The organism is Pedobacter sp. GSP4, from assembly GCF_051857575.1.
Taxonomy (GTDB): Bacteria; Bacteroidota; Bacteroidia; order Sphingobacteriales; family Sphingobacteriaceae; genus Pedobacter.
Genome location: NZ_JBPZIR010000006.1, coordinates 303,123 through 324,955, shown reverse-complemented (window position 1 = coordinate 324,955; position 21,833 = coordinate 303,123). Strand labels below are relative to the sequence as shown.

Sequence of the window (21,833 nt, the reverse complement as noted above, 5' to 3'; positions counted from 1 at the left end):
ATAAAAACCTTGACGACATTTTAATGTGCCGCTACCGCTTTAGGTAATCTGATTAATAATTTAAGCAAATTAAATATTTGTAATCCTTAAAATAAAAGACCAATACAAATCTAAAGGACGACATCTGAAGATCTGTTATCCATATTGATTTTATATAAAAATTTGTTCTCAATTGGTCAGTTCATAAATTAAACAGTTTCTTGTATTCCAATTTAGAAATTATTCGGGTGAAGATAGAATCCTGCCTATGTAATATTTATGCGTATTTAAATTTATACATAGATTTATATTAAATTCGTTATAACTTTGAAACAACAAAGGTTTTTTAACCATTGCTTTACCCACATCCCAACCACATGAAAAAATTATCATTGCTCCTATTGCTCCTTGTTTCGGCATTTTACGTAAAGAGCCAAACCTTGGTACTGGCTAAAGATGCGGCTCAATATGTTGGAAAAAACGTAACCATCTGCGATTCGGTTTACAGCGCCAAAGCTTTAGATAAATTAACATTGATTAACCTCGGTGGTGCTTTTCCGAAAGAGCTGCTTACGGTTGTAATCAATAAAGAAGACCAATCGAAGTTCCCTTCTGAGCCATCGAGTATGTTTATCGGAAATAAAATCTGTGTTACCGGAATAATAACCGATTACAAAGGCAAAAAACAGATTGTAGTTACAGATCCGAAACAGATTATTGTGAAAGAAAGCATGGCTCAGCCATTATAGGCCGGTATTTTACCTGCTTTTGCCGCTTCGATATAAAGCAATACCTGGTTAACACAGGCGCTTAAATTTTCTTTTACCTCGTGCTCCCAAAAGCGCATTACGGTATATCCTTTCGAATTGAGCAGGGCATTAATGTACTCATCGCGCTGCATATTGCGCTCAATCTTCGGAATCCAAAAAGCCGTATTGGTTTTTAAAACCGATTTCTTTTTCTCCCATTCATAGCCATGCCAAAAATCGCCGTCAACAAAAATAGCCAATCTGTATTTGTTGATGGTTAGATCGGGTTTACCGGGAAAATTTTTAGGATGGATGCGGTAACGGACATTTTTGGCCCAAAGTGCCTTTCGGAGTTTTAATTCGGGCAGACTATTTTTAGCCCTGATTTTCGACATGTTTTTGCTCCGCTGAGATGACGTATAAAAACCCGCACTTTCTTCAAAACGCGGAACCTTAATTGCCTTTTCCTCATAGCGGTTAGTGCCCATACCATAAAAACCAACAAATTGAACGATTGTTTATCAGGATTTAGCGGATGCGAAAATTATGGCTAAATCAACCTAGGCACCTCCTCAATTAAAGGAGGTTAGCTTCGGTTGGAGCGTTAACAAAAAAAATATAATTCGTGAATAGAATGGTTAAATGAATTGCCCTTCCAGTTAGCAGGAAATTAATCCTGCTAACCTTCTAAGCATAGATATCCTTATTATCTGAGCCGAAGATTGAAAATCATTTTAACAATTCATAAAGCTTTACACATAAAGCCATATTTCCGTGATGAAACGTTTTATTTCCGTGATGAGTTATACTACAAATTTAATAATGAGATAAGGTAAACCTAATGCTACGGCACCTCCGTAAATAATATCGAGCCAAAAGAAAGACCCCAGTGCACCCGCATAAATAAAACCAACTATCGGTGTAACGATAGCTTTAGATAGCCATGAGCTTGTTTCCGACTTGACTACCGCATTCCATAATGTATTGGCATCGCCTGTGCTTGGAAATGCATGAGCGCCAATCGAAATGGCCAGATACATCAATACATAATCAAGAACATTGGCCGATTCGAATTTAAACTGCAATGCAGCTGAAAAACCAATGATAAAACACAGTAAGGTGTTTATAATAAATGGACCTACTGAAATGAAAACGGTTTGATAAACCTTTGGTACGGGTTCATGTAAAACATAACCTACCGGATTTTCGGTCCTGAAATAACAAACTTCAAAAACCGGAACCTTAAATAACCTACAAAACAACTGATGGGCAAGTTCGTGAACAATTACACCCGGAAACGTAGCTATACTGATAACAATACCTGGAATAAACATACTATCTGATTAATAAAATTACCTGTAAATTTCTGAACCGTTAATAATTGCTGCCAGCCGGGTAGATACGGTACTGTCTCCTGAAACTGCTTCGTGATTTTTGATTTTCGCTAAACTAGCCAAACTCTCTTTCTTCTTCCCGGCGAAGTAATCAACCATTGCTTTGGCCTCTATGGCACTATCGTTTTCGGGATTTAGTGCCAACGCTTTTTCTGCGTAGGCTGCTGCATCTTTATCGTGCTTCCGTTTTAATTCTATCCTTGCCTTTTGCGATATGGCATAAATATCTTCGGCATTCATTTGCAGCATCAAATCGCAAAATGCCAATGCTTTATCGTATTTAGCTGTATTTCTTTTTACTGCCGACATTAAACTTAAAGCCTGATAAAAATTCGGATCTACCTTTAACACACCGTTGATAATGTTTTCTACCCGGTCGTAATCTTTAAAATCGTATAAAAGGCTGGCAATACGTGTTTTTAAAACAATTTCATCCGTGCTGTCGGCTAAGGCGATTAATTTATCTTTATCCTTGGCAACCGCCGAGATGCGTTTGTACAGCACCGTATCTTTAGGAAAAGTTTGCACAATGTAGGCCGAAGCCTCATCTACCTGATTAAGAAAATCCTCATCTTCTGTTTTTTTATCGGCAATACGGTCATAGGCGATTCCATAGGCATTATAATCAAAATTATATGCGCTGGCGATCATCATGTACCCATTTGCGGTCATATCATTAGGAAACTTGTTTAATACCAATACCAGTTCTTGTTGCGCTGTGATGTAATGTTTCTGTTCAATGGCATTCTCGGCCTTGCCAAGGTGTATGGCCGCAGAAATATACTTTTGGGTGCGTACTAAACTGATTACCATAACCGCGACTACGCCTGCGGCAAAAAACTTAATCCATTTAGGAATAGGATATTTAATTAAACCTTGGCGGCAATCGCTACATAAATTAATGGCGTGGCCGGGTTCGTACACATTTAGCTGGCAGTTTGCACATAAACTTTCGTTAAATTGGCTTTCAGCCAGTCCTTCAGCAGATTGGTTTTCTTGCATTTGAGATAAGCGTTAAAAAAATAAAGATAATATTTTTTATTATTTCCAATTTCAATCCAAGCAGAAAATCCAATCTTTTTACGGCTATTCATATAAAATATTTAGTTTTGATTTTTCTGATCCGCCTATGTCTACTCTTTTAAAACGAAATACCCTTATTTTTGCGCTCGTTATCCTCATCATCGCTTTTAGCGGACTAAGTTTTTTTATCGCTCAGCACCCCATATTCGATTTTGACATCAAAACTTCCTTATTTATTCAAAAACACCATGCCGATTGGCTGGATAAAGTAATGCTAGCCATTAGTTTCTTTGGCGAACTGCCCTATTCGCTTCTTTCGGTGGTCATTGTCGGAGCCATATTTTATTGGAAAAAGTATAAGCGCGAAGGGATATTTATGTGGTCGGTATTACTTTCCGGACTGATTATCCTGGGGATAAAAAATATCATCAACCGCCCAAGGCCTACCTCATTTTATGTACGCTTGGTCGAAGTAAACCGGTTTCAGAGCTACCCTAGTGGGCACGTGCTTTCGTACACGTTATTTTTTGGGTTTTTGATTATTTTAATGAATACTTTAAAGGGCATTCCTAGGGCTACGCGGATTATTTTCACCTATTTATCAGCATTTTTAATCATTACCATAGCCCCTTCCAGGATATATTTGGGTGCCCACTGGTTTACCGATACTGTGGGTGGTTTTTTACTGGGATTAATCTGCCTTTTCCCCTTGTGCTATTTCTATTTTAAAAAGAAAATGGCTTAATCTGCATCATCAGCTTTTGCTTTCTTTCTAATTCTGCTCAGCGTTTCTATGCGCATGCCCAAATAACTGGCTAAAAATTTGATCGGCACCCTTGATTTAATTTGGGGATGTGCAATTTTAAATTGCCTGTAACGGGCTTCGGCAGAGGGAATGCGCGACAAGTAAGAACGCTCTTGCGACATGTGGTACTGTATGGCCAATAATTTCCGCGCCAAAACACCCGCCTCCGGAAACTTATCATATACCTCATCAATAAAGCGGTAAGAAAGCACCAGCAGTTCACATTCTTCCAAAGCCTGGTACTGTTCTTCGTAAGTAGGTTTTAGTGTTCCCGGGTTTCTGATACTGCCTATTAAATGGTTCTCATCTGTTAACCAAACCGTAATATCTTTACCCTCGTCTAAAATATAGCCCCTTACGAGGCCTTTTACAATAAAAAACAAACAGCCATCTCCAATAACTTCATTAAGTGCAGGCAGCAAATTGTTCTTTCGTACAAAAATTTTAAATGTTTCGGCTCTAGCGCGCGCAATTAACTCGTCACTGAGTGGCTGCAAATCGTTCAAAAACTTGATTAGAGGTTCACCCTCATGATTAGCAGCAGTCATAATCTTTATTTCGGGTTTTAAAATAATGCAATTTATTACACTAAGCCCGCATTTCCAAATACCAAAACGTAACTCAAGCCTAAATAATTACAGTTGGTGCAAAATATTTCTGCCAGCGGATACTATTTGGAAATTAATCTAGAAAAAATTGATTTATTTTCTTTTTGATGATGCAATTTTAACTTGATCCTAAAAAAAATCTGATATTTTTGCCGCTATGACGAATCACAAATTCAAAGCTTTTCTTTTTGATTTAAACGGCACCATGATTGATGATATGGCTTTTCATAACCAGGCCTGGCACAATATTTTAACTCAGGATTTAGGCGCCAGTATCAGTTTCGAGGCCGTTAAAAAACAGATGTACGGCAAAAACCAGGATTTGTTGGAACGTGTTTTTGGTGCTGGGCATTTCACCCAGGAGCAGATCGATCAGATATCAATTGAAAAAGAGCATAGATACCAGGCAGCTTATAAAAAGCATTTAACGCTTATTGCGGGTTTAGGTGCTTTTTTAGATCGGGCAAAGCAAGCTGGCATCCAATTGGCAATTGGCTCGGCAGCCATACCGTTCAATATCAATTTTGTATTGGATAATTTAAACATCCGTTCGTACTTTAAAGCTATAGTAAGTGCCGAAGATGTAGTAAACAGTAAGCCAGATCCAGAAACTTTTACCAAAGGAGCCGAAATTTTAGGTGTAGCGGCGAGCGATTGCGTCGTATTTGAAGATGCGCCCAAAGGTGTAGAAGCAGCGCTGAATGCTGGTATGAAGTGCGTAGCGTTAACCACTATGCACACCAAAGAAGAATTTGATAACTACCCCAATATTATAGCCTTTATAGCAGATTATACCGATCCTGCTTTGCAGAATCTTTTCTAAAAAATTTTAGAGTTGTCAACTTTCTAGCATCACGGCTATTAAAGTTGACAACTCTTTCAAATTACTTGCTAAATTTATAAATAGAGCTGGTTTTATACACTTGGCCCGCCTTTAAAACTGTTGAAGGAAAAGCAGGTTGGTTTGGCGAATCAGGGAAATGCTGTGTTTCCAGAGCAATTGCAGTCCTGAAATCATCTTTCGCCCCAGTTTTAAATGTGTTTTTACTTTGCATAAAGTTACCACTGTAAAACTGCAAACCTGGCTCCTGTGTGTAAATATCCATTACCACACCCGATTTATCTCCCTTAACCGTAGCCGCATGGTACATCCCCATTCCTTCTGTTTTATTAAGCACATAGTTATGGTCGTAACCTTTACCAAAAGTTAGCTGCTCATTTTTATCGTTTATACGGGCACCAATGGTGGTTGCCTTGGTAAAATCAAATGGCGTTCCAGCTACTTTCTCTATTTTCCCTGTCGGAATTAAAGTAGAATCAACAGGTGTGTAAGCATCTGCATAAATCTGAACCTCATGGTTTAAAATTTCGCCACTGCCATCGCCGTTTAAGTTAAAAAATGCATGGTTGGTTAAGTTTACAACAGTGGTTTTATCTGTTTTCGCTTCATAATCCATTTTCAGTTCGTTGTCATCTGTTAACGTATAAGTCACTTTAACCGCTAAATTGCCGGGAAAATTCTCATCTCCATCTTTTGATAGATATTGAAGCACCAAAGTATTCGCATTAGGCTGTTGTGCATCCCAAACTACATATTGATATCCTTTTTTACCACCGTGCAGTGTATTTTGCCCGTTATTGGTAAATAAAGAATAAGTCTTGCCTTCTAAAGTAAATTTACCTTTGGCAATGCGGTTTCCATAGCGCCCAATTGTTGCACCAAAATATGGCTCTGTCGATTTCTCATAGTCGCCGATGCTTTTAAAACCCACCACTACATCAACAAGCTTCCCATCTTTACCGGGCAACAATAAACTTACCAGTCGTCCGCCATAATTGGTAAAAACTGCTTCTGCATTGTTTTTATTTTTCAACGTATAAAGTGCCGTTTGTTTGCCGTCTATTTCTTTTTTAAATGAATCGGCAACAAGTGTAACCACGGCCGATGAATCGCTTTTTGAGCTATCGGTAGAAGTTGTTTTTTTGGTTCCGGATTGACAAGAGGCAAAGCCAACTGCGGCTATAACTCCTAAGCTCGCTAATGATTTTAATTTCATAGAAATGAATATTTGGTTTAGATTTTCAATTAAGTTTTTAAATATAAGTATATCACTTAACTTTACAAATAAAACGTTTTAGAAGATTAAAAAGACATATTTTTCAGCTAATTTTAGCTCTACCAACACCAATGAGAGAATTTGTAGAAACGGTGATAACGGAATGTAGAACGGTTAAAACCTGTATTTAAATTTTTAGGAATTGGAGTACATAAAATTTAAAAACTGGCACAAAAAATTACCGCTGAGCAAAATATGATCTTCGTACAAGCACACTAATTTGAGCGCTTTCGCTCCACAAATAATAAAGCTAACCAATAATACAAATGAATCTTAAACACTTACTTAAAATCGCTCTGCTCTGTGTGGCCACCACAGGTTTGGCTCAAGAAAAACCGCATTCGGCTGGCCTTGCGCCTCAAAAATCTGCTTTAAGGCAAAATCCTTACATTGAGTTACCGCTTGGCGCTATTAAAGCAGAAGGCTGGTTAAAAGAAATGCTGTTAAGGCAGAAAACAGGAGCCACAGGAAATCTAGATAAACTGTATCCATCAGTTATGGGGCAGCGCAATGGCTGGCTGGGTGGCGATGGCGACCAATGGGAACGTGGCCCCTACTGGGTTGATGGCCTATTGCCCCTCGCCTATATTTTAAAAGATAAAGAGCTGATTGCGAAAACCAAACCTTGGGTAGAGTGGGCAATAAAAAGCCAGCAGCCTGATGGTTATTTCGGTCCGATTAAAGATTACAGTTATGAAGCAGGATTGCAACGCGATAACAGCAGAGATTGGTGGCCTAAAATGGTGATGTTAAAGATTTTGAAGCAATACTATTCGGCAACAAACGATAAAAGGATTATCACCCTAATGACCAATTATTTCAAATATCAACTGAAAGAATTACCCGCAAAACCACTGGATCATTGGTCGTTTTGGGCGCGCTACCGGGCTGGAGATAACCTGGCCATAGTTTATTGGCTATACAATAAAACGCAAGATCAGTTTTTACTCGAACTTGCCGACCTGATCCACAAGCAAAGCTTCGACTTTACCAATGCTTTTGCCGATGGTGATATGCTGACCAGGTTTGGCAGCATTCATGCCGTAAACCTGGCGCAGGGCATGAAAGAGCCTTTGGTTTATTACCAGCAACATCCTGAGCAAAAGTATTTAAATGCCATGAAAAAGGGTTTCAAAGATCTGGATAAATACAACGGTTTTGCCAATGGTATGTTTGGCGGAGACGAATCGCTGCATGGCAACAACCCAACACAAGGCTCGGAGCTTTGTACAGCCGTAGAAATGATGTTTACTTTAGAAACCGCTTTAGAAATTACCGGAGATGTTGATTATGCCGACCGTTTAGAAAAAATAGCTTTCAACACCCTGCCTGCCCAAGCATCAGATGATTATATGACGCGTCAGTACTTTCAGCAGGCCAATCAGGTAATGATCAGCCGGCAGATGCATAATTTTGATGTGAACCACCATGGTACCGATTTATGTTACGGCCTGCTTTCTGGCTATCCTTGCTGTACTTCGAACATGCACCAGGGCTGGCCTAAATTTGCACAGAACCTATGGTATGCCACTGCCGATAAGGGTGTTGCAGCCTTGGTATATTCGCCGAGCGAAGTAAAACTTCAGGTTGCCAATAACCAGCAAATCACCATAAAAGAAGAAACAAATTATCCTTTTCAGGAATCGATAAAATTCTCTTTAAGCATGGCCAAAAAATCGGATGCCATCCACTTCCCCTTTCATTTAAGGATACCGGCCTGGTGCAATACCGCTACCGTAAAAGTAAATGGTGCCGCGCTGCAAACTGCTCAGGGAAATCAGATTGTTAAGATTAACCGCGATTGGAAATCAGGAGATGTGGTAGAACTGGAATTGCCCATGCATATTTTCAAAAACACCTGGTTCGAAAACTCAGTTTCAGTTGAGCGTGGCCCAATTACCTATGCCTTAAAAATAGGAGAAGAAGTAAAACCGGTAAAAAATTTAAAAGACCCGATTGATAATGGAGCTGCTTTCGATGAAATCCATCCTACCACGCCTTGGAACTTTGGCTTATTTGATGTTCCCGATAATCAACTGAACGAAAAATTCAAAATTGAAAAAGCAGCCAATACAACAAATTATCCATGGAACCTCGAAAATGCACCGATCCAAATTAAAACCAAAGCAAAGCGCATCCCATCGTGGAAACTGTATAACGAAATGGCCGGCCCAATTCCATATAGTACCACCTATCAATTGGAAACAGCCAGCGAAACGGAAGAAATCATCTTGGTGCCATTTGGATCAACCAGACTGCGTATTTCACAATTCCCGCTTGTAGGGCGATAATATATCAATATAATTAAAAAAAATTCGCTAAAACTGATTAATATTGCGGCCAATCCATTCCAAATATGAATCAAACTATTTCAACTGACCGTTACGACAAAATGCTGTACCGCCGTTGTGGAAACAGCGGAATAAAGCTCCCTGCTATATCTTTGGGACTATGGCATAACTTTGGCCATGTAAACGTTTTTGAGAACAGCAAAAATCTAATATACACCGCCTTTAACAATGGCATTACCCATTTCGATTTAGCCAACAATTATGGCCCGCCTCCGGGTTCAGCAGAAGAGGTTTTTGGAAACATCCTGCACACTGATTTTAAAGGCTACCGCGATGAAATGATTATTTCGAGCAAGGCAGGTTATACCATGTGGGATGGCCCTTATGGTGATTGGGGATCGAAAAAGTATCTGGTTTCCAGCCTAGATCAAAGCTTAAAAAGAATGAAACTCGATTATGTTGATATTTTTTATCACCACCGTCCAGATCCAGAAACACCGCTTGAAGAAACCATGGCCGCCCTAAGTTTAATCGTTCAGCAGGGTAAAGCTTTATATGTTGGGATTTCCAATTACAGGGCCGAAGAAGCAGAAGAAGCGATTAAAATTTTAAGGAAAAACGGAACACCTTGTTTAATCCACCAACCTAAATATTCGATGTTCGAACGTTGGGTTGAAGACGGCCTACTTGATGTGTTAGAAAATAATGGTGTGGGCTGTATTCCTTTTTCACCTTTAGCGCAGGGATTGCTTACCGATAAGTACCTGCATGGAATACCATCTGACTCGAGAGTGGCTACAAGTGGTATTTTCTTGAAGGAGAGTAACATTACGCCCGAAAAACTAGAAGTAATTGCCAAGCTTAATGATGTGGCTAAATCACGCGGACAAAAGTTAGCGCACATGGCCTTATCTTGGATATTAAAAGATAAAAGGGTGACCACCGTATTGATCGGGGCCAGTAAACCAGAACAGATTACCGATTCGATTAAAGCTTTAGATAATATTGCTTTTAGCGAAGCTGAAATTAAGCTGATTGATGAAATTTTGAAATAATTTCAGATGGAAGTAGTAAAAGGGGCTATATCGAAATCGGCATAGCCCCTTTTTTATGATAATTGGCTTAATTTATCGCGTATTTTCTCTTTCAGTACGCCAGCGGCTTGGGTATAACCACCCTCCGAGCCATCTACAAAATGAATATGGTCGTCTTCCAGATCCCTCACATAGCAAGACATGATCGATTCGCCACTGACATAAAGACCATACATTAGCTCCTTATTTTTTTCCAGCCTATCCAACTCGCGCTGTAAGGCCAAACGCTGTTTTTCTGTACCGGTAATCACTGTGTTTATCCTCCCATCAATAACCAGGGTATCCGACATTTCGACCAATTGCCTAAGGTATTTCTTTCCACTTTCCGTTCTAAAATAAATGTAGCCGTATATATTGATGAACCATGATTTAATCAGCGCAGCAAAATTAATTTTCCCTAAACGGTGCTTCATCTCTTTACCCAGGCTGTTAAAACTTGTTTTAAAAATCAATTTTGGTACAGAGATGGGCTGTCTTTTATCAGGGGCGCCATAAATCTGATCGAGGTGATGGACTACCTTGCTAAATACCGCTGCCTGCTGTTCGCTGCTTTGCGCAATAACAATCAACGTAACCACTTCTTCGCTATTTTCTGGCGGCTCAATCTTGTCCCAGCGGCATTGCATACCACTAAGGTCTAGTTCATCACTTATGCTATCGTGACCCGATAACAGATAATCATCGCCTTTAATCACCTTTTCGGCATAAGCAAGTCCATCGCCTAAAACAATTGGGATAGAAAATGTTGCCGAACTGCTAAACCTACTGATGTGGAGCTTATGGCCCTGTTTATAAATTTCTTTCACAGCAATAATGCCCGTCCTTAAATCGAGGTTAAAATTCTCTCGTGTATTTTCGCGGTATTTTAATAAGGATTTCATCACGTCGCCCACAATACTTGGCGGCAAAATAAAGGTTGCGCCATCTCCCCCAAAGAAAAATGGGATGGCAATGTTGGCTTTAAAAGCAATATTGAGCACAGCCACAATGCTGCCTGTAGCTACAAGGTTCACATTTTCGTGCAGTCCAGAGTTTACGGCCGAAGTTGAACTTTTAATATCGGTAATAATGACATGCCAATCTACCGGTACTGCTTTAAATAACTGGCTTTTAACCAATAACTGGGCTAAGGGCAGCTTATTAATGGGCAGGTTGGAATAGAAATGATCTTCGTTATTTGACATCATACGGCTTAGTACTTGCTAATATACGCATTCGAAAACGTTGTGTACTTCAAAAAATAAAGCAAAGGATTAATCTTATTTAGAACAAATAAAAATAATTTTGTAATTCTGAATCAAAAATGCTTCCTTTGCGCCAACTAAGAATTAATCTAAATAAAGATGAATAAAAAATTTACCCTGCTATTAAATTTATTAGTGGCATTGGTCCTTTTAGGGGCAAATGCAATGGCCCAAACCAAAAACGGTTCAGTTTCTGGTTCGGTTAAAACCAGTGATGGAAATCCAGCAGCCTATGTGAGTGTTGGTTTAAAAAACACTGGAAAAACTACTCAAACAGACGAAAAAGGAAATTATACCATTAAAAATGTGGCACCAGGAACATATACCATAAAAGCATCTGCTATTGGCGTATCCGTTCAGGAAAAATCAGTTACAGTGGTGGCGGGTCAAACTTTTAATGCAGATTTCTCTATCGCCGAATCTTCCTCGCAGTTAGATGAGGTAGCCATTAACGGATACAAAACACCAAATAGAAAACCGGTTAACCTAGGTAAAATCGCAATTGCCCCTATGGATCTTCCTCAATCGGTGCAGATTATAGGCAACCAGGTCATCTCCGATCAACAGGCTAACCGTTTAAGCGATGTGTTGAAAAATGTAAACGGCGTTGCTTTTGGCGAAAACCGTGGTTCGGTAAGTGGCGAAACTTTTTTTGCCCGTGGTTATAGTTTAGGTGCCAACAATGTTTTCAAAAATGGATCGCGTGCTACCAGTGGCGGTATGCCAGAAACCAGCACATTAGAATCAGTTGAAATACTAAAAGGAAGTGCAGCATTACTTTATGGTGGTGTTACAGGTGGTGCTGTGGTTAACTTGGTAACCAAAAAGCCTAAATTCGAATATGGTGGAGAAGTTTCAATGCGCGGTGGCAGTTACGATATGTACAAACCAACGGGTGATATTTATGGCCCAATTACCAAAAACCTGGCTTTCCGTTTAATCGGTACCTACGAGGATGCAGCAAGTTTTAGAAATAATGTAAATTCTGACAGGGTTTATGTAAATCCATCTTTACTTTATAAAATCAGCGAGAAAACAGATATCCTACTTCAGGGTGATTATTTAAAAAGTAACATGACACCTGATTTTGGTATTGGTACTGTTGAGAACCAAATTCTTGATCTCGGTCGTGGAACTTTTGTTAATGCACCTTGGGCATACAATAAAACCAATACCGCTACTGCACAGTTAAATCTTAACCATAAATTTAACGACAATTGGAAATTAAATGTTTTGGCCAATATGCAGTCTTACAACCGTAACTACTTCAGTGCTGAACGCCCGTTTGCGGATACAAAAGCTACTAATCCACTACCTTATGGTTTTGCGGCACGTAACGTAACGCGTTCTAAAACCAAAGAATTTACATACAACGAACAGATTAACTTAAATGGTTCGTTTAAAACAGGTGGTATTTCACACACCTTATTAATCGGAGCAGATGCAGATCAATCGCGTACCACAAGTGGTGGTTTTACTTACGGTACCACTAATGCCACTACCTTTAATTATGGAAATGTAAACTTGCTTGATCCTTCTACCTATTTCGGTTCGGGCATTGAGCCAAGTGTAAACACTGTTTCAGAAACCTTTGCGCCTTTATACCGCATGGGTACTTTTGTTCAGGATTTAGTTTCGATTACTGAAAAATTTAAAGTGCTTGCCGGAGTTCGTTATACTTTCCAAAAAACACCTAGAACCGTTACTACCAATTTAGCAACAGGCGTACAAACTTTAAGTGTAAACAGTTTGGATAAATCGAAGGTAGAAAGCGCTTTTACCCCTAAATTTGGATTAATTTATCAGCCTTTAAAAACAACTTCGGTTTATGCGAGTTACTCGAGCAACTTTGTTCAGAACACAGGAACTGATATTAATTTAGCACCTCTTGATCCTTCAACGCTACAACAGTATGAGGCTGGGATTAAAAACGACTTATTTAAAGGCAGGTTATCTGTTAATTTAACCTGGTATAGAATTGCAAACGATAAATTTGCACAACAAGCGCTTATTAATGCACAAGGTGCGCCAAATGGAGATGCAAACATTAAAGAACTGAATGGAAAATCGTTAAGCGATGGTCTTGAACTTGATATTACAGGAACAATTGTAAAAGGCCTAAACTTTATTGCAGGTTATAGTTACAACTTTATCCGTTATACCCAAACCCGCGATAAAACGGTTTATACCGTTCCTGCTCCTACCTCTACCAATCCAAATGCAACCAGAACAGTAACATTAGGTGGTGTTGTTGAGGGACAAAGGTTGGTAGGTACAACAAAGAATACCGCCAATGGTACCTTATTTTATACTTTCCAAGAAGGAAGTGTAAAAGGCTTAAAACTGGGTGCATCAGCTTATTATACTGGCGCACGTAATGGTGGCTACAATGATAATAAAACCCAAACCTACAGCAGATTAATTCCATTAAGTGCATTTACCACTTTTGATTTCTCTGCCGGATATTCTTGGAGAAAGATTTCGTTACTGGCTAAAGTGGCCAATATTACCAACGAATTGAATTACTTTGTACACGAAAACTACAGTGTTAACCCAATTCCTCCACGCCAGTTTTTAACTACCCTATCTTATAAATTCTAATTTTTAAGACGACAGAAAAAACGGGGCTAGATCAATTGATCTAGCCCCGTTTTTTTTACCTAAGAAACGCTGGCAAAAGCTAAGTAGTTAAAAAACTATTTTAACTCAAAAATGAATGATGCTGATTAAACAATAATTAGAATGGTGCCCGATTTAAGCAGTTTAAAATAATACTGAACTTCTCCAAAACGGTTAATTTTCTCAATGCCGCATACTTTACCCGATTTACCGTATTCATCCGATAACATATCACCAATTTTGATACTGTCTAACTGGTGGATATTAATAGCAGATCTTTTAATTAATGTTGTGCTTTTTTCCATGATATTTGCCATTTCACAAATACCTACGAAATCTGTTATTAACTGGTTTTCAGCGTTTTTAAAAATACTTAATAATCAGTATCAAAAATACAGCTGCGTAATCATTATCAGTGATGAACAAGCTCGTAAACGCGTTTCATGTACAGCGCCTCTTCTACTGTTACAAAAAACTCGCTCCACTCCTTTCGGGTAAAAACCAAGCTGATATCAGGAAATGGGGTAGAAAGAATAACTATCTCTTTTCCATCTGGAGCATGTTCTAAATAATCGTCGAAATTGAGTTTTTTGGTGGCCAGATAAAAGGCATCAAACTGATCAAAAGAGAAATTCATCAATACGCCTGCACGCCATATATTTAATACACCGCAATTTTTGCACTGCGCAATGGAAATGTTTTGATTTTGAGCGAGAACTGTGGATTTACACATAAATATAGCTTTTGGGTACACAAATAGATTAAACAAATATCATATTATTTAGAATAATTCCAAATAATAACGTCAATTTATTTAAAGCAGTATACGGGCTATAAATTGTGCGTTAAAAAAAACTGTACCATAAATGAAGATTGTCATCCAGAGCCCGCCGAAGGACTGGTTAAATGTCTTGATAAAGCGTTTCGACAAGCTCAACGTGACAAAGAGAACAAAATTTCTATTTATGATACAGTCTCTTAAAGATTCTTTAATTATTCTGCGTCGTAAATAACAACTTTATCAAAATATACCCGAAACTCATCTAAGAAAGCTTTATGCAATGGGTGAACCTGGTAAACATCGTGTCCGGCCATATCTTCAAAAATCAAAAGCAGGCTAAAGGTATAAGTAGTATCTACAACAGCACGCTCAATGGGTGCTGGTATGCCTAAGTGAAATGTTTTAACTACTTCAATGTTTTCTAAAGTTTGCAGGCTTTTACGGAAAGCGGCTTTTTGTTCGTCGGTGGTATCGGCTTTAAGCCAGAATAAAACGTGGTGTGCGATCATGATCTAATTTTTTTTCAAATATAACGAAAGCAGTAAAACATCAACATTTCTATCCGAAAACACTTTTAGCTTTATTGATTGCCTTTTTCAGGTCTATTCCTTTTCCCAGTACCCCTTTAAACAGATCGCCTTCTACTTTTAAACGTTCAATAGCATTAAAAATGGTAAAGTCATTCATTTTTAAACCTGGTTTAACTTCGTCCCAGTGCAATGGCATGGACACTGTTGCGCCAACCTTTGGCCTTAAAGAATATGGACCAGCAATTGTAGCACCAGGCCTGTTCTGTAAAAAATCCAGGTACATTTTCCCTTTCCTGGCTGCAACCATACGTTCTAGCGAAGTATAATCAGGTATTTGTTGGTGTACAAGATTTACCACCAGCTTTGCAAACAGCTGGCTCTGATCATAACTGTAGCGCGCATTTAACGGAATGTAGATGTGCATTCCGGTTGAGCCTGAGGTTTTGCAGTAGCTGGGTACATCAATGGCATCTAACACTTTTTTGGTTTCGAGTGCGGCGGCTATAACCTGATCAAAAGTATGTTTATCCGGATCGAGATCGATAACGCAATAATCAGGATTATCGGGGCTTTTGACCCTGCTAAACCATGGATTCATTTCAATACAGCCCAAACTGGCCATCCATAGCAAAGAAGCCTCATCCGTACCTACTAAATATTCTTTCTTTTCTCCTTCCCCATTTTCGTAAGGAAAGGTTTCAGCCCAATCGGGTGCTTTGCCCTTTACATCTTTTTGGTAAAAGCTGGGTCCATGGATACCTCCGGGAAAACGGTTAAGTGATTGCGGACGGTCTTTTAAATATGGCATTATAAATTCTGCAACCTGATGATAGTAGTTGAACATATCCCGTTTGGTTACTTTATCTTCAGGCCAGTACACTTTACTGAGGTTGGTAAATTTAAGTTCGTGCCCTTTAATTTTTCTTACCTGCGTTTCATCTTTCGGGTTCAACAGCGTTTTAGGCCCATTGCTTTTTGGTGGTTTTATGGCTTTGGTATGCTCATCCTCTTTTGCGGTAACGATTTTATCTGTATGTGTTTCCTTTTCGCGTATAACGGCTTTAGCTTTTTTATCTTCTCTCATTCCTTTAAATGAAGGATGTCTGAAAACTCCATCGCTGGTTACTTCAGTAAAAGCCACTTCGCAAACCAGTTCGGGCTTTAACCAGGTAGCTTTTGCATCAGGTGGATTCGGCCTGAACCTAGAGGGCTTATTTACATCAGGAATACTTTCGAAAGGACTTTCATCAATTATGAGCGGTTTAAATTGCTCCATCATTTTTTTTTGCAGTTTATCCGAAAACCCTGTTCCAACTTTGCCCACATATACTAATTTTCCTTTCTCGTATACCCCCAACAATAACGAGCTGAAAGATTTTGAGGTATCGGCATTTTTGGTGAAGCCGGCAATAACCACTTCCTGCCTTTTCTGTACTTTAATTTTAAGCCATTCTTTCGATCTTCTATCGGGCGCATAGGTACTATCCGATTTCTTTGCAATAATACCTTCCAAACCCATTCTTTCGGCGGCATCAAAAAAATCAACACCACTTGCCTTAAATACCTTACCTAAGCGCACACCATCATCGTTGGTAGGCAAAATATCGTTTAATATGGCCTGTCGTTGATAAAGCGGAAGATCCATCAGGTTTTTGCCATCATACCACAGCAAATCGAAAACATAGAAAACCAGCGCGCCATCTGCCTCACTCCGCCAGTTCTGCAACGAACCGAAATTCGATATGCCCTTATCATTGAGCACTAAAATCTCGCCATCCAAAACAGCATTGATTTTCCACTTGCTTAACAGCTCGTAAATAGGATAAAATTTCTCGTTAAATGATTTATTGTTTCTGGATAGGATATCCACCTTTCCTTTATCAATGAAGGCCAGCGCACGGTAGCCATCCCACTTTACTTCGTACTGCCACCCCGGATCGTCAAAAGGTTCATCAACCAAAGTGGCCAACATGGGTTTTATGGCTTTAGGAATGGCAGATTTTGGTGCTTTTTTTAATAAATCTTTAGTGTTTACAGCGGCATTGTCGCCTATTTCTGCCATTGGCTTTTTGGTTTTCTTTGCCAAGGTTTTTTTTTCTGGCTTAATATCCTGTTCTTTTCCCTCTTTCCATACCTTATCTGATGTCTTTTCCATCGTTTGGATGGTTTTACCGGAAAGAACGGATTTATCTGCCTTGGTAATGTCTTTTACGGAAGCATAGTCATCGTTATGTTTAATAAGCAACCAACCATTTTCGCCCATACCATGCGTTTTTACAAGGGCAAACTCACCTTTCAATTTTTCGCCGTTTAATTTAATCTTTAACGATCCTTCATGCAACTGGTGCAGTAAATGTTTTTCTTGGGCTTTCTTGCCTTTAATATCTTCAATCGGCTCGTAAGTTCCTTCATCCCAAACAATTACGGTACCGCCACCATATTCTCCTTTGGGGATAATGCCTTCAAATTTTCTGTAATCGTAAGGATGATCTTCCACCATCATGGCCAAACGTTTGGTTTTAGGATCAGTTGACGGGCCTTTGGGTACTGCCCAGCTTTTTAAAACACCACTCATTTCGAGCCGGAAATCGTAATGCAATCGCGATGCGTCGTGCTTTTGGATTACGTAATGTAATTTTCCCTTATCACTACTTGCCCCGCCCTTGGGTTCGGCAGTTTTTGAAAAATCGCGCTTGGCGGCATACTTTTTCAGACTCATGGCTTTCTCCTACTTTTTTAAATAATCTGCTACAGCATTTGCCGAGGTACCTACAATCTGTACGGTGGCCTTAAGCTTATCCTTGCTCACACCAAATTTATTAGACCAATAATCTACCTCGTAGCTTTCGTTAATGTTGATTTTGCTCCGATCAGCATTTCCGGTTTTTTGTTTATCATCCATAACATTTTGATTAGACGATTATAAAACAGCCTGATCATAAAAAAGGTTTTAACAGCCATTTTGGAAATGGATATTAAAACCTTCAAACGCGGTGATATAACGGTTAATCTGCTAAGGCCGTAACCATTTCTGGCTCTGTTTCTTCTGCGTAGGCGAAACTCTTTTTTGTAATATTGTAAATGATCCTTAACCAAACCAAAAAGTAGGGCAGGCTGATGATAGATAAGGACAAAGGATGCGATTTTGCAAATGCAGGGAAGAGCAGCAAAGGAAAGTTACAGGTAATAAAAAGCAAAACAGGTAAAAGGACCATTTTCATTGCTCTATTGTGCTCTTGCACATACCATAACCCAACCCCAACTATAGAAATAATAAAGGTACAATCTTCAGCTCCGGTACTGAACAAAACAGGGAATATCAGTACAGAGGATAAGATCATCAACTGGAATTTGCGTTTGGAAAAATATGCAATCTGCTTAAATGGGAACATAAATATGAATGCCCCTATAGATAAGAATAACAGGTTGGATATTTCGGGACTATTGAGCAATTGCCTGAAAAACCCCATAATGGAGATATCTATCCCCTCACCTGTAACATTCATTAAATTTTTACCTATCAAAGAATTTTTCCAGTCGATATAACTGTTTGCCACAAAATCTGGCGATGCAAACAGCATGGGCAATAAAAACAAAACAACAAACCACATGATGAGCCATAGGATAAATGCTGGCTTCTTCTTCGCAAAAAAGAAAAATACCAAACCCACTATACCGTAAAGCTTAACAAAAGTACCCAATACCATACACAGCGCAGACCAAATGCCTTTATCTTTATTTACAAGCGTATAACTTAAAATGATCAAAGCGCCTGCCCCTGCGTTAAACTGCTGGTTAAGCATCGATTCAATTAAACACGGAATGGCAATGTAACCGATAATTACTTTTTTATCATCGGCTAGTGGTAATGTTTGTATGGCCTTAAACAGCACAAAACAGTTAAACAGGTTCCAAAACAATAAGCCCAACCAATTGGGCATTAAAGCGAATGGCGCTATCAATACACTAAATACGGGACCGTAGTGGTTGGTATCATCATGAAAAGCAGGATAATGTGCATATAGCGACCTTTCGTGAAGAAGATTTCTAAATGTATTTTCAAAAATGAGGTAATTGTTAAAACGGTGGGTTGCCCAAGAATCTACCACAAAAATAAGCGTGATAAATACCCATAGGAATAATACAAAACGATTATCCTCATAAAATTTTCGACGCTGATTGAGACCGGGAGAGCTGATTAGAAAATGATTTAGCATTGTAAAAAATATATTACAATACAATAATAAATAGGCAGTTTGACATTTCCTAGCTTTTGGTAAAGAAAATGTTACTCTTTTTCGAAATAAATTTTTCGATTAAATAATACAAAGCTAAATCGATTTTATCAGACGTTTAAGCAAGCTGGTTTTGATGATTTTATCGATCGCTTGTTTATTGGTCCGTTTGTCGCGATTTTTTATGTTAAACAACAAAACCAAACACTCATTTTTTTGTTTTATGAAAATTACTAACCAAAAAAAAATTCATACAGATGGAGTATCAATTAAATTCAATGAACACCAGGAAAGAGTTTATCGACATAGCGGATGAAAAAGACCGCAACTATTGGGCTGCCCGTTTAGGCGTTACCGGAGAAAAATTAAAATCAGTGGTAAAAGCGCTTCACAGCATGGAGTTTTCTATTGTGAAAGAATATTTGACGATGGAAAAAATTAAATCAGGCAGTACGTACCAGCGTTTTGTTAACCAGTAAGGCTAAAGAGATATCATTATTTGGCCTTTGATTGTTTAAGTACAGTTTGATATAAGCAATTGATAGCTTCCCTGCTAAAATCGGGAAAACCATCTGTATAGGTTGCATTTATTCCATTGGTGATAATTACGAAGCCAAATTTTTCTTTTGGGTTAAAAAACATGTTACTGTAAAGTCCATAGGCAGAACCTGTATGCCCCTTGAGGTTAACACCCGGTATTAAGTTATTGGCCGTTCTTAACGCAAAACCATAACCTTCATCAGGTGATAATGCTGTTTGCATCTTCTTCGCACTTTTTTTGCTGATAATTTTCACGCCATTTGCAGTGCCATAATTCATGTGCATGATCATATACTTTGCCAAATCGGCAGCCGAAATTTTCATCCCTCCTGTTGGCGAAAAAACTGGCGTACTGTAGCCCATTACGTAGTTGGCAATCTCTGTCCTTCTTGGTGCATATGCCGCAGGCGAAGGTGTATACCTTTTTGTATCGGAATGGTACTCGTACAATTGTACAAAACGCGCGCTATCTAATGAATCTATACAATAGCCACCATAAAGCCCCAATGGTTTTAATATCTGTTTATGGATATAGGTATCGAAACGCTCACCTGATTTTTTCTCCAGTATAGTCCCGATGAGGTTAAAATTGAGGTTACAATAATTAAATTTACTCCCTGGCAAGTAATCGTTGTAACATTTGGCCCAATCTGCATTTTTACCGGGGTTAATTACATCAAGGTTTAAGTAGCCCTGCGAATCGTTTAAGCTGGAAGTATGTGATAAGGCCATTCTTAACGTGATTTTAACTTCTGGAAACTTCGGGTTCCTGATTTTGAACCCCACCAGATCGCCAAAATCATCATCCAAAGAAATCTTACCGCTTTCTACCAGTTGCATAATGGCTGTTGCCGAAAAAGATTTCGAAATAGAAGCAATCCTAAAAATATCCTGATCGTTTAACGGTTTTTTATTTTCTAAATCTTTTAGTCCGAAAGCATGTGTGTAAATAATCTTTCCATCTTTAACTACCGCTACCGAAGCGCCAACTGCACTGTAGCGTTCCATTATTTTTTGAAAATCGGCTTCGGCTTTTTCATTTTGTGCTGTAGCAGCACCGAACATAAAGACCACCAAAAAGGCAGTAAGGAAGTACTTCATAACGTTAAATTTTATGTTTTAGCTTGCTGATTTGGTAAATGCTTTAAACGGTCCGCAAAATTATTTGGCATCGTTTACACCCAGCCAGTGCCCATCGGGATCTTTAAAGTAAATTTGTTTTACGCCGTCTACACGCAGGGTTATGCTTTTTTCTTTTCCTGCCCAATCTTCAAAATTGATATTTTTGTCGTTAAGTTTTTTCACAAAGTCATCAACAGAAGGTACACTAAAACACAGGTGTGCATTTTTATCGAAAACCTGATTGCTTTTTGCGCCCTGAATTAAATGTAACTGTCCGGCAGGCCCTAAGCTAAACCAGGTATGGCGGTTATCTTTAAAGGGTTCGGGAATAATTTTAAGATTAAACACACTTTCGTAAAATGTAGTTGCGCTATTTAAATCGGCTACATAAACGGCGATATGGTTTAACGCAGCAGGTGCATTTGCAGGGGTATTCTGTGCCATGGCTTTTTGAAAGAAGATAGAAAATAAAACAGCTGTGATAAGGAAGATTTTTTTCATGTTTAAATATCTAATATATAACGGAATATTTTTCATAAAATCTGTAAAATCGGGAATTTTAAAGTTTCCCAGCTTGCGCTCGTTTCCAAATGAGTACGGAAATAGCTTAATGATTTTATCGTTGTAAACGGTTAATAATTCAATGCTGGTTATAAACGGGTGTTAGCGCCAGAATAAAGATTCTTCGCTGTGCTCAGAATG

21 protein-coding genes are annotated in these 21,833 nt (G+C 38.8%); 7 read left to right on the top strand and 14 right to left on the bottom strand.

Annotation, left to right across the window (positions count from 1 at the left end; genetic code table 11):
- The first annotated feature begins 356 nt into the window (after positions 1-356).
- Positions 357-728, top strand: a complete 372-nt coding sequence (locus tag ACS5PU_RS17450) for a hypothetical protein (protein ID WP_439460440.1) — start codon at positions 357-359, stop codon at positions 726-728.
- On the opposite strand, the gene ACS5PU_RS17445 is transcribed toward ACS5PU_RS17450, so the two are convergent.
- From ACS5PU_RS17445 to ACS5PU_RS17435, 3 genes are all read right to left on the bottom strand, one after another.
- On the bottom strand, positions 716-1,216 hold the full coding sequence (locus tag ACS5PU_RS17445; protein WP_439460439.1) for a very short patch repair endonuclease: 501 nt from the start codon (positions 1,214-1,216) through the stop codon (positions 716-718). The genes ACS5PU_RS17450 and ACS5PU_RS17445 overlap by 13 nt on opposite strands.
- A 315-nt stretch (positions 1,217-1,531) precedes the next feature.
- Entirely contained in the window at positions 1,532-2,062 is a 531-nt protein-coding gene (locus ACS5PU_RS17440; RefSeq protein ID WP_439460438.1) for a metalloprotease family protein, read from the bottom strand.
- 18 nt (positions 2,063-2,080) lie between these two features.
- A complete protein-coding gene (locus ACS5PU_RS17435) occupies positions 2,081-3,124 on the bottom strand; it encodes a tetratricopeptide repeat protein (RefSeq protein ID WP_439460437.1) in 1,044 nt (347 codons plus the stop codon).
- A 127-nt stretch (positions 3,125-3,251) separates the two neighbouring features.
- Between ACS5PU_RS17435 and ACS5PU_RS17430 the strand changes: the two genes are divergently transcribed.
- Positions 3,252-3,890: a phosphatase PAP2 family protein gene (locus tag ACS5PU_RS17430; protein ID WP_439460436.1), complete on the top strand. Its 639-nt coding sequence runs from the start codon at positions 3,252-3,254 to the stop codon at positions 3,888-3,890.
- Here ACS5PU_RS17430 and ACS5PU_RS17425 read toward each other — a convergent pair.
- Positions 3,887-4,498 (bottom strand): Crp/Fnr family transcriptional regulator, encoded by a 612-nt coding sequence (locus ACS5PU_RS17425; protein WP_439460435.1) that lies wholly within the window; start codon positions 4,496-4,498, stop codon positions 3,887-3,889. The two genes, ACS5PU_RS17430 and ACS5PU_RS17425, sit on opposite strands and share 4 nt — an antisense overlap.
- 217 nt (positions 4,499-4,715) lie before the next feature.
- Here ACS5PU_RS17425 and ACS5PU_RS17420 point away from each other — a divergent pair, with 217 nt between their 5' ends.
- Positions 4,716-5,381: an HAD family hydrolase gene (locus ACS5PU_RS17420; protein ID WP_439460434.1), complete on the top strand. Its 666-nt coding sequence runs from the start codon at positions 4,716-4,718 to the stop codon at positions 5,379-5,381.
- Positions 5,382-5,442: 61 nt separating this feature from the next.
- Here the strand turns inward: ACS5PU_RS17420 and ACS5PU_RS17415 are convergent, their stop codons facing one another.
- Positions 5,443-6,615, bottom strand: coding sequence for an aldose epimerase family protein (locus ACS5PU_RS17415; RefSeq protein ID WP_439460433.1), 1,173 nt, complete (start codon positions 6,613-6,615; stop codon positions 5,443-5,445).
- A gap of 326 nt (positions 6,616-6,941) precedes the next feature.
- Between ACS5PU_RS17415 and ACS5PU_RS17410 the strand changes: the two genes are divergently transcribed.
- Positions 6,942-8,966 (top strand): beta-L-arabinofuranosidase domain-containing protein, encoded by a 2,025-nt coding sequence (locus ACS5PU_RS17410; RefSeq protein ID WP_439460432.1) that lies wholly within the window; start codon positions 6,942-6,944, stop codon positions 8,964-8,966.
- A 65-nt stretch (positions 8,967-9,031) separates the two neighbouring features.
- Positions 9,032-10,021 (top strand): L-glyceraldehyde 3-phosphate reductase, encoded by a 990-nt coding sequence (gene mgrA, locus ACS5PU_RS17405; RefSeq protein WP_439460431.1) that lies wholly within the window; start codon positions 9,032-9,034, stop codon positions 10,019-10,021.
- 53 nt (positions 10,022-10,074) lie between these two features.
- On the opposite strand, the gene ACS5PU_RS17400 is transcribed toward mgrA, so the two are convergent.
- Positions 10,075-11,247, bottom strand: coding sequence for a DUF3095 domain-containing protein (locus tag ACS5PU_RS17400; RefSeq protein WP_439460430.1), 1,173 nt, complete (start codon positions 11,245-11,247; stop codon positions 10,075-10,077).
- A gap of 156 nt (positions 11,248-11,403) precedes the next feature.
- Here ACS5PU_RS17400 and ACS5PU_RS17395 point away from each other — a divergent pair, with 156 nt between their 5' ends.
- The gene (locus ACS5PU_RS17395) at positions 11,404-13,905 is read left to right on the top strand and encodes a TonB-dependent siderophore receptor (RefSeq protein ID WP_439460429.1); all 2,502 of its coding nucleotides are present in this window, start codon (positions 11,404-11,406) and stop codon (positions 13,903-13,905) included.
- Positions 13,906-14,030: 125 nt separating this feature from the next.
- Here ACS5PU_RS17395 and ACS5PU_RS17390 read toward each other — a convergent pair whose 3' ends face one another.
- From ACS5PU_RS17390 to ACS5PU_RS17365, 6 genes are all read right to left on the bottom strand, one after another.
- On the bottom strand, positions 14,031-14,228 hold the full coding sequence (locus ACS5PU_RS17390) for a hypothetical protein (protein WP_439460428.1): 198 nt from the start codon (positions 14,226-14,228) through the stop codon (positions 14,031-14,033).
- A 107-nt stretch (positions 14,229-14,335) separates the two neighbouring features.
- Positions 14,336-14,656 carry a hypothetical protein gene (locus ACS5PU_RS17385; RefSeq protein ID WP_439460427.1) on the bottom strand — a complete coding sequence of 107 codons (321 nt, stop codon included), beginning with the start codon at positions 14,654-14,656 and terminating at the stop codon, positions 14,336-14,338.
- Between the two features lie 260 nt (positions 14,657-14,916).
- Positions 14,917-15,213, bottom strand: coding sequence for a Dabb family protein (locus ACS5PU_RS17380; RefSeq protein WP_439460426.1), 297 nt, complete (start codon positions 15,211-15,213; stop codon positions 14,917-14,919).
- A gap of 49 nt (positions 15,214-15,262) precedes the next feature.
- Positions 15,263-17,953 carry a DNA ligase D gene (ligD, locus tag ACS5PU_RS17375; RefSeq protein ID WP_439460425.1) on the bottom strand — a complete coding sequence of 897 codons (2,691 nt, stop codon included), beginning with the start codon at positions 17,951-17,953 and terminating at the stop codon, positions 15,263-15,265.
- A gap of 9 nt (positions 17,954-17,962) precedes the next feature.
- Positions 17,963-18,136: a DUF3606 domain-containing protein gene (locus ACS5PU_RS17370; protein WP_439460424.1), complete on the bottom strand. Its 174-nt coding sequence runs from the start codon at positions 18,134-18,136 to the stop codon at positions 17,963-17,965.
- Between the two features lie 103 nt (positions 18,137-18,239).
- Positions 18,240-19,343 carry a glycosyltransferase family 87 protein gene (locus ACS5PU_RS17365; RefSeq protein ID WP_439460423.1) on the bottom strand — a complete coding sequence of 368 codons (1,104 nt, stop codon included), beginning with the start codon at positions 19,341-19,343 and terminating at the stop codon, positions 18,240-18,242.
- Between the two features lie 404 nt (positions 19,344-19,747).
- On the opposite strand from ACS5PU_RS17365, the gene ACS5PU_RS17360 reads away from it, so the two are divergent.
- A complete protein-coding gene (locus ACS5PU_RS17360; protein WP_439460422.1) occupies positions 19,748-19,948 on the top strand; it encodes a DUF3606 domain-containing protein in 201 nt (66 codons plus the stop codon).
- A 16-nt stretch (positions 19,949-19,964) separates the two neighbouring features.
- Here ACS5PU_RS17360 and ACS5PU_RS17355 read toward each other — a convergent pair whose 3' ends face one another.
- Together ACS5PU_RS17355 and ACS5PU_RS17350 are read right to left on the bottom strand one after the other, a co-directional pair.
- Positions 19,965-21,110: a serine hydrolase domain-containing protein gene (locus ACS5PU_RS17355; RefSeq protein ID WP_439460421.1), complete on the bottom strand. Its 1,146-nt coding sequence runs from the start codon at positions 21,108-21,110 to the stop codon at positions 19,965-19,967.
- A 60-nt stretch (positions 21,111-21,170) separates the two neighbouring features.
- Positions 21,171-21,632 carry a VOC family protein gene (locus ACS5PU_RS17350; RefSeq protein WP_439460420.1) on the bottom strand — a complete coding sequence of 154 codons (462 nt, stop codon included), beginning with the start codon at positions 21,630-21,632 and terminating at the stop codon, positions 21,171-21,173.
- Positions 21,633-21,833: the final 201 nt, after the last annotated feature.

Bases quoted from the DNA above. Each gene is read 5' to 3' on its own strand.
- ACS5PU_RS17450 (WP_439460440.1), top strand. From the start codon at position 357: ATGAAAAAATTATCATTGCTCCTATTGCTCCTTGTTTCGGCATTTTAC.
- ACS5PU_RS17445 (WP_439460439.1), bottom strand. From the start codon at position 1,216: ATGGGCACTAACCGCTATGAGGAAAAGGCAATTAAGGTTCCGCGTTTT.
- ACS5PU_RS17440 (WP_439460438.1), bottom strand. From the start codon at position 2,062: ATGTTTATTCCAGGTATTGTTATCAGTATAGCTACGTTTCCGGGTGTA.
- ACS5PU_RS17435 (WP_439460437.1), bottom strand. From the start codon at position 3,124: ATGCAAGAAAACCAATCTGCTGAAGGACTGGCTGAAAGCCAATTTAAC.
- ACS5PU_RS17430 (WP_439460436.1), top strand. From the start codon at position 3,252: ATGTCTACTCTTTTAAAACGAAATACCCTTATTTTTGCGCTCGTTATC.
- ACS5PU_RS17425 (WP_439460435.1), bottom strand. From the start codon at position 4,498: ATGACTGCTGCTAATCATGAGGGTGAACCTCTAATCAAGTTTTTGAAC.
- ACS5PU_RS17420 (WP_439460434.1), top strand. From the start codon at position 4,716: ATGACGAATCACAAATTCAAAGCTTTTCTTTTTGATTTAAACGGCACC.
- ACS5PU_RS17415 (WP_439460433.1), bottom strand. From the start codon at position 6,615: ATGAAATTAAAATCATTAGCGAGCTTAGGAGTTATAGCCGCAGTTGGC.
- ACS5PU_RS17410 (WP_439460432.1), top strand. From the start codon at position 6,942: ATGAATCTTAAACACTTACTTAAAATCGCTCTGCTCTGTGTGGCCACC.
- mgrA (WP_439460431.1), top strand. From the start codon at position 9,032: ATGAATCAAACTATTTCAACTGACCGTTACGACAAAATGCTGTACCGC.
- ACS5PU_RS17400 (WP_439460430.1), bottom strand. From the start codon at position 11,247: ATGATGTCAAATAACGAAGATCATTTCTATTCCAACCTGCCCATTAAT.
- ACS5PU_RS17395 (WP_439460429.1), top strand. From the start codon at position 11,404: ATGAATAAAAAATTTACCCTGCTATTAAATTTATTAGTGGCATTGGTC.
- ACS5PU_RS17390 (WP_439460428.1), bottom strand. From the start codon at position 14,228: ATGGAAAAAAGCACAACATTAATTAAAAGATCTGCTATTAATATCCAC.
- ACS5PU_RS17385 (WP_439460427.1), bottom strand. From the start codon at position 14,656: ATGTGTAAATCCACAGTTCTCGCTCAAAATCAAAACATTTCCATTGCG.
- ACS5PU_RS17380 (WP_439460426.1), bottom strand. From the start codon at position 15,213: ATGATCGCACACCACGTTTTATTCTGGCTTAAAGCCGATACCACCGAC.
- ligD (WP_439460425.1), bottom strand. From the start codon at position 17,953: ATGAGTCTGAAAAAGTATGCCGCCAAGCGCGATTTTTCAAAAACTGCC.
- ACS5PU_RS17370 (WP_439460424.1), bottom strand. From the start codon at position 18,136: ATGGATGATAAACAAAAAACCGGAAATGCTGATCGGAGCAAAATCAAC.
- ACS5PU_RS17360 (WP_439460422.1), top strand. From the start codon at position 19,748: ATGAACACCAGGAAAGAGTTTATCGACATAGCGGATGAAAAAGACCGC.
- ACS5PU_RS17355 (WP_439460421.1), bottom strand. From the start codon at position 21,110: ATGAAGTACTTCCTTACTGCCTTTTTGGTGGTCTTTATGTTCGGTGCT.
- ACS5PU_RS17350 (WP_439460420.1), bottom strand. From the start codon at position 21,632: ATGAAAAAAATCTTCCTTATCACAGCTGTTTTATTTTCTATCTTCTTT.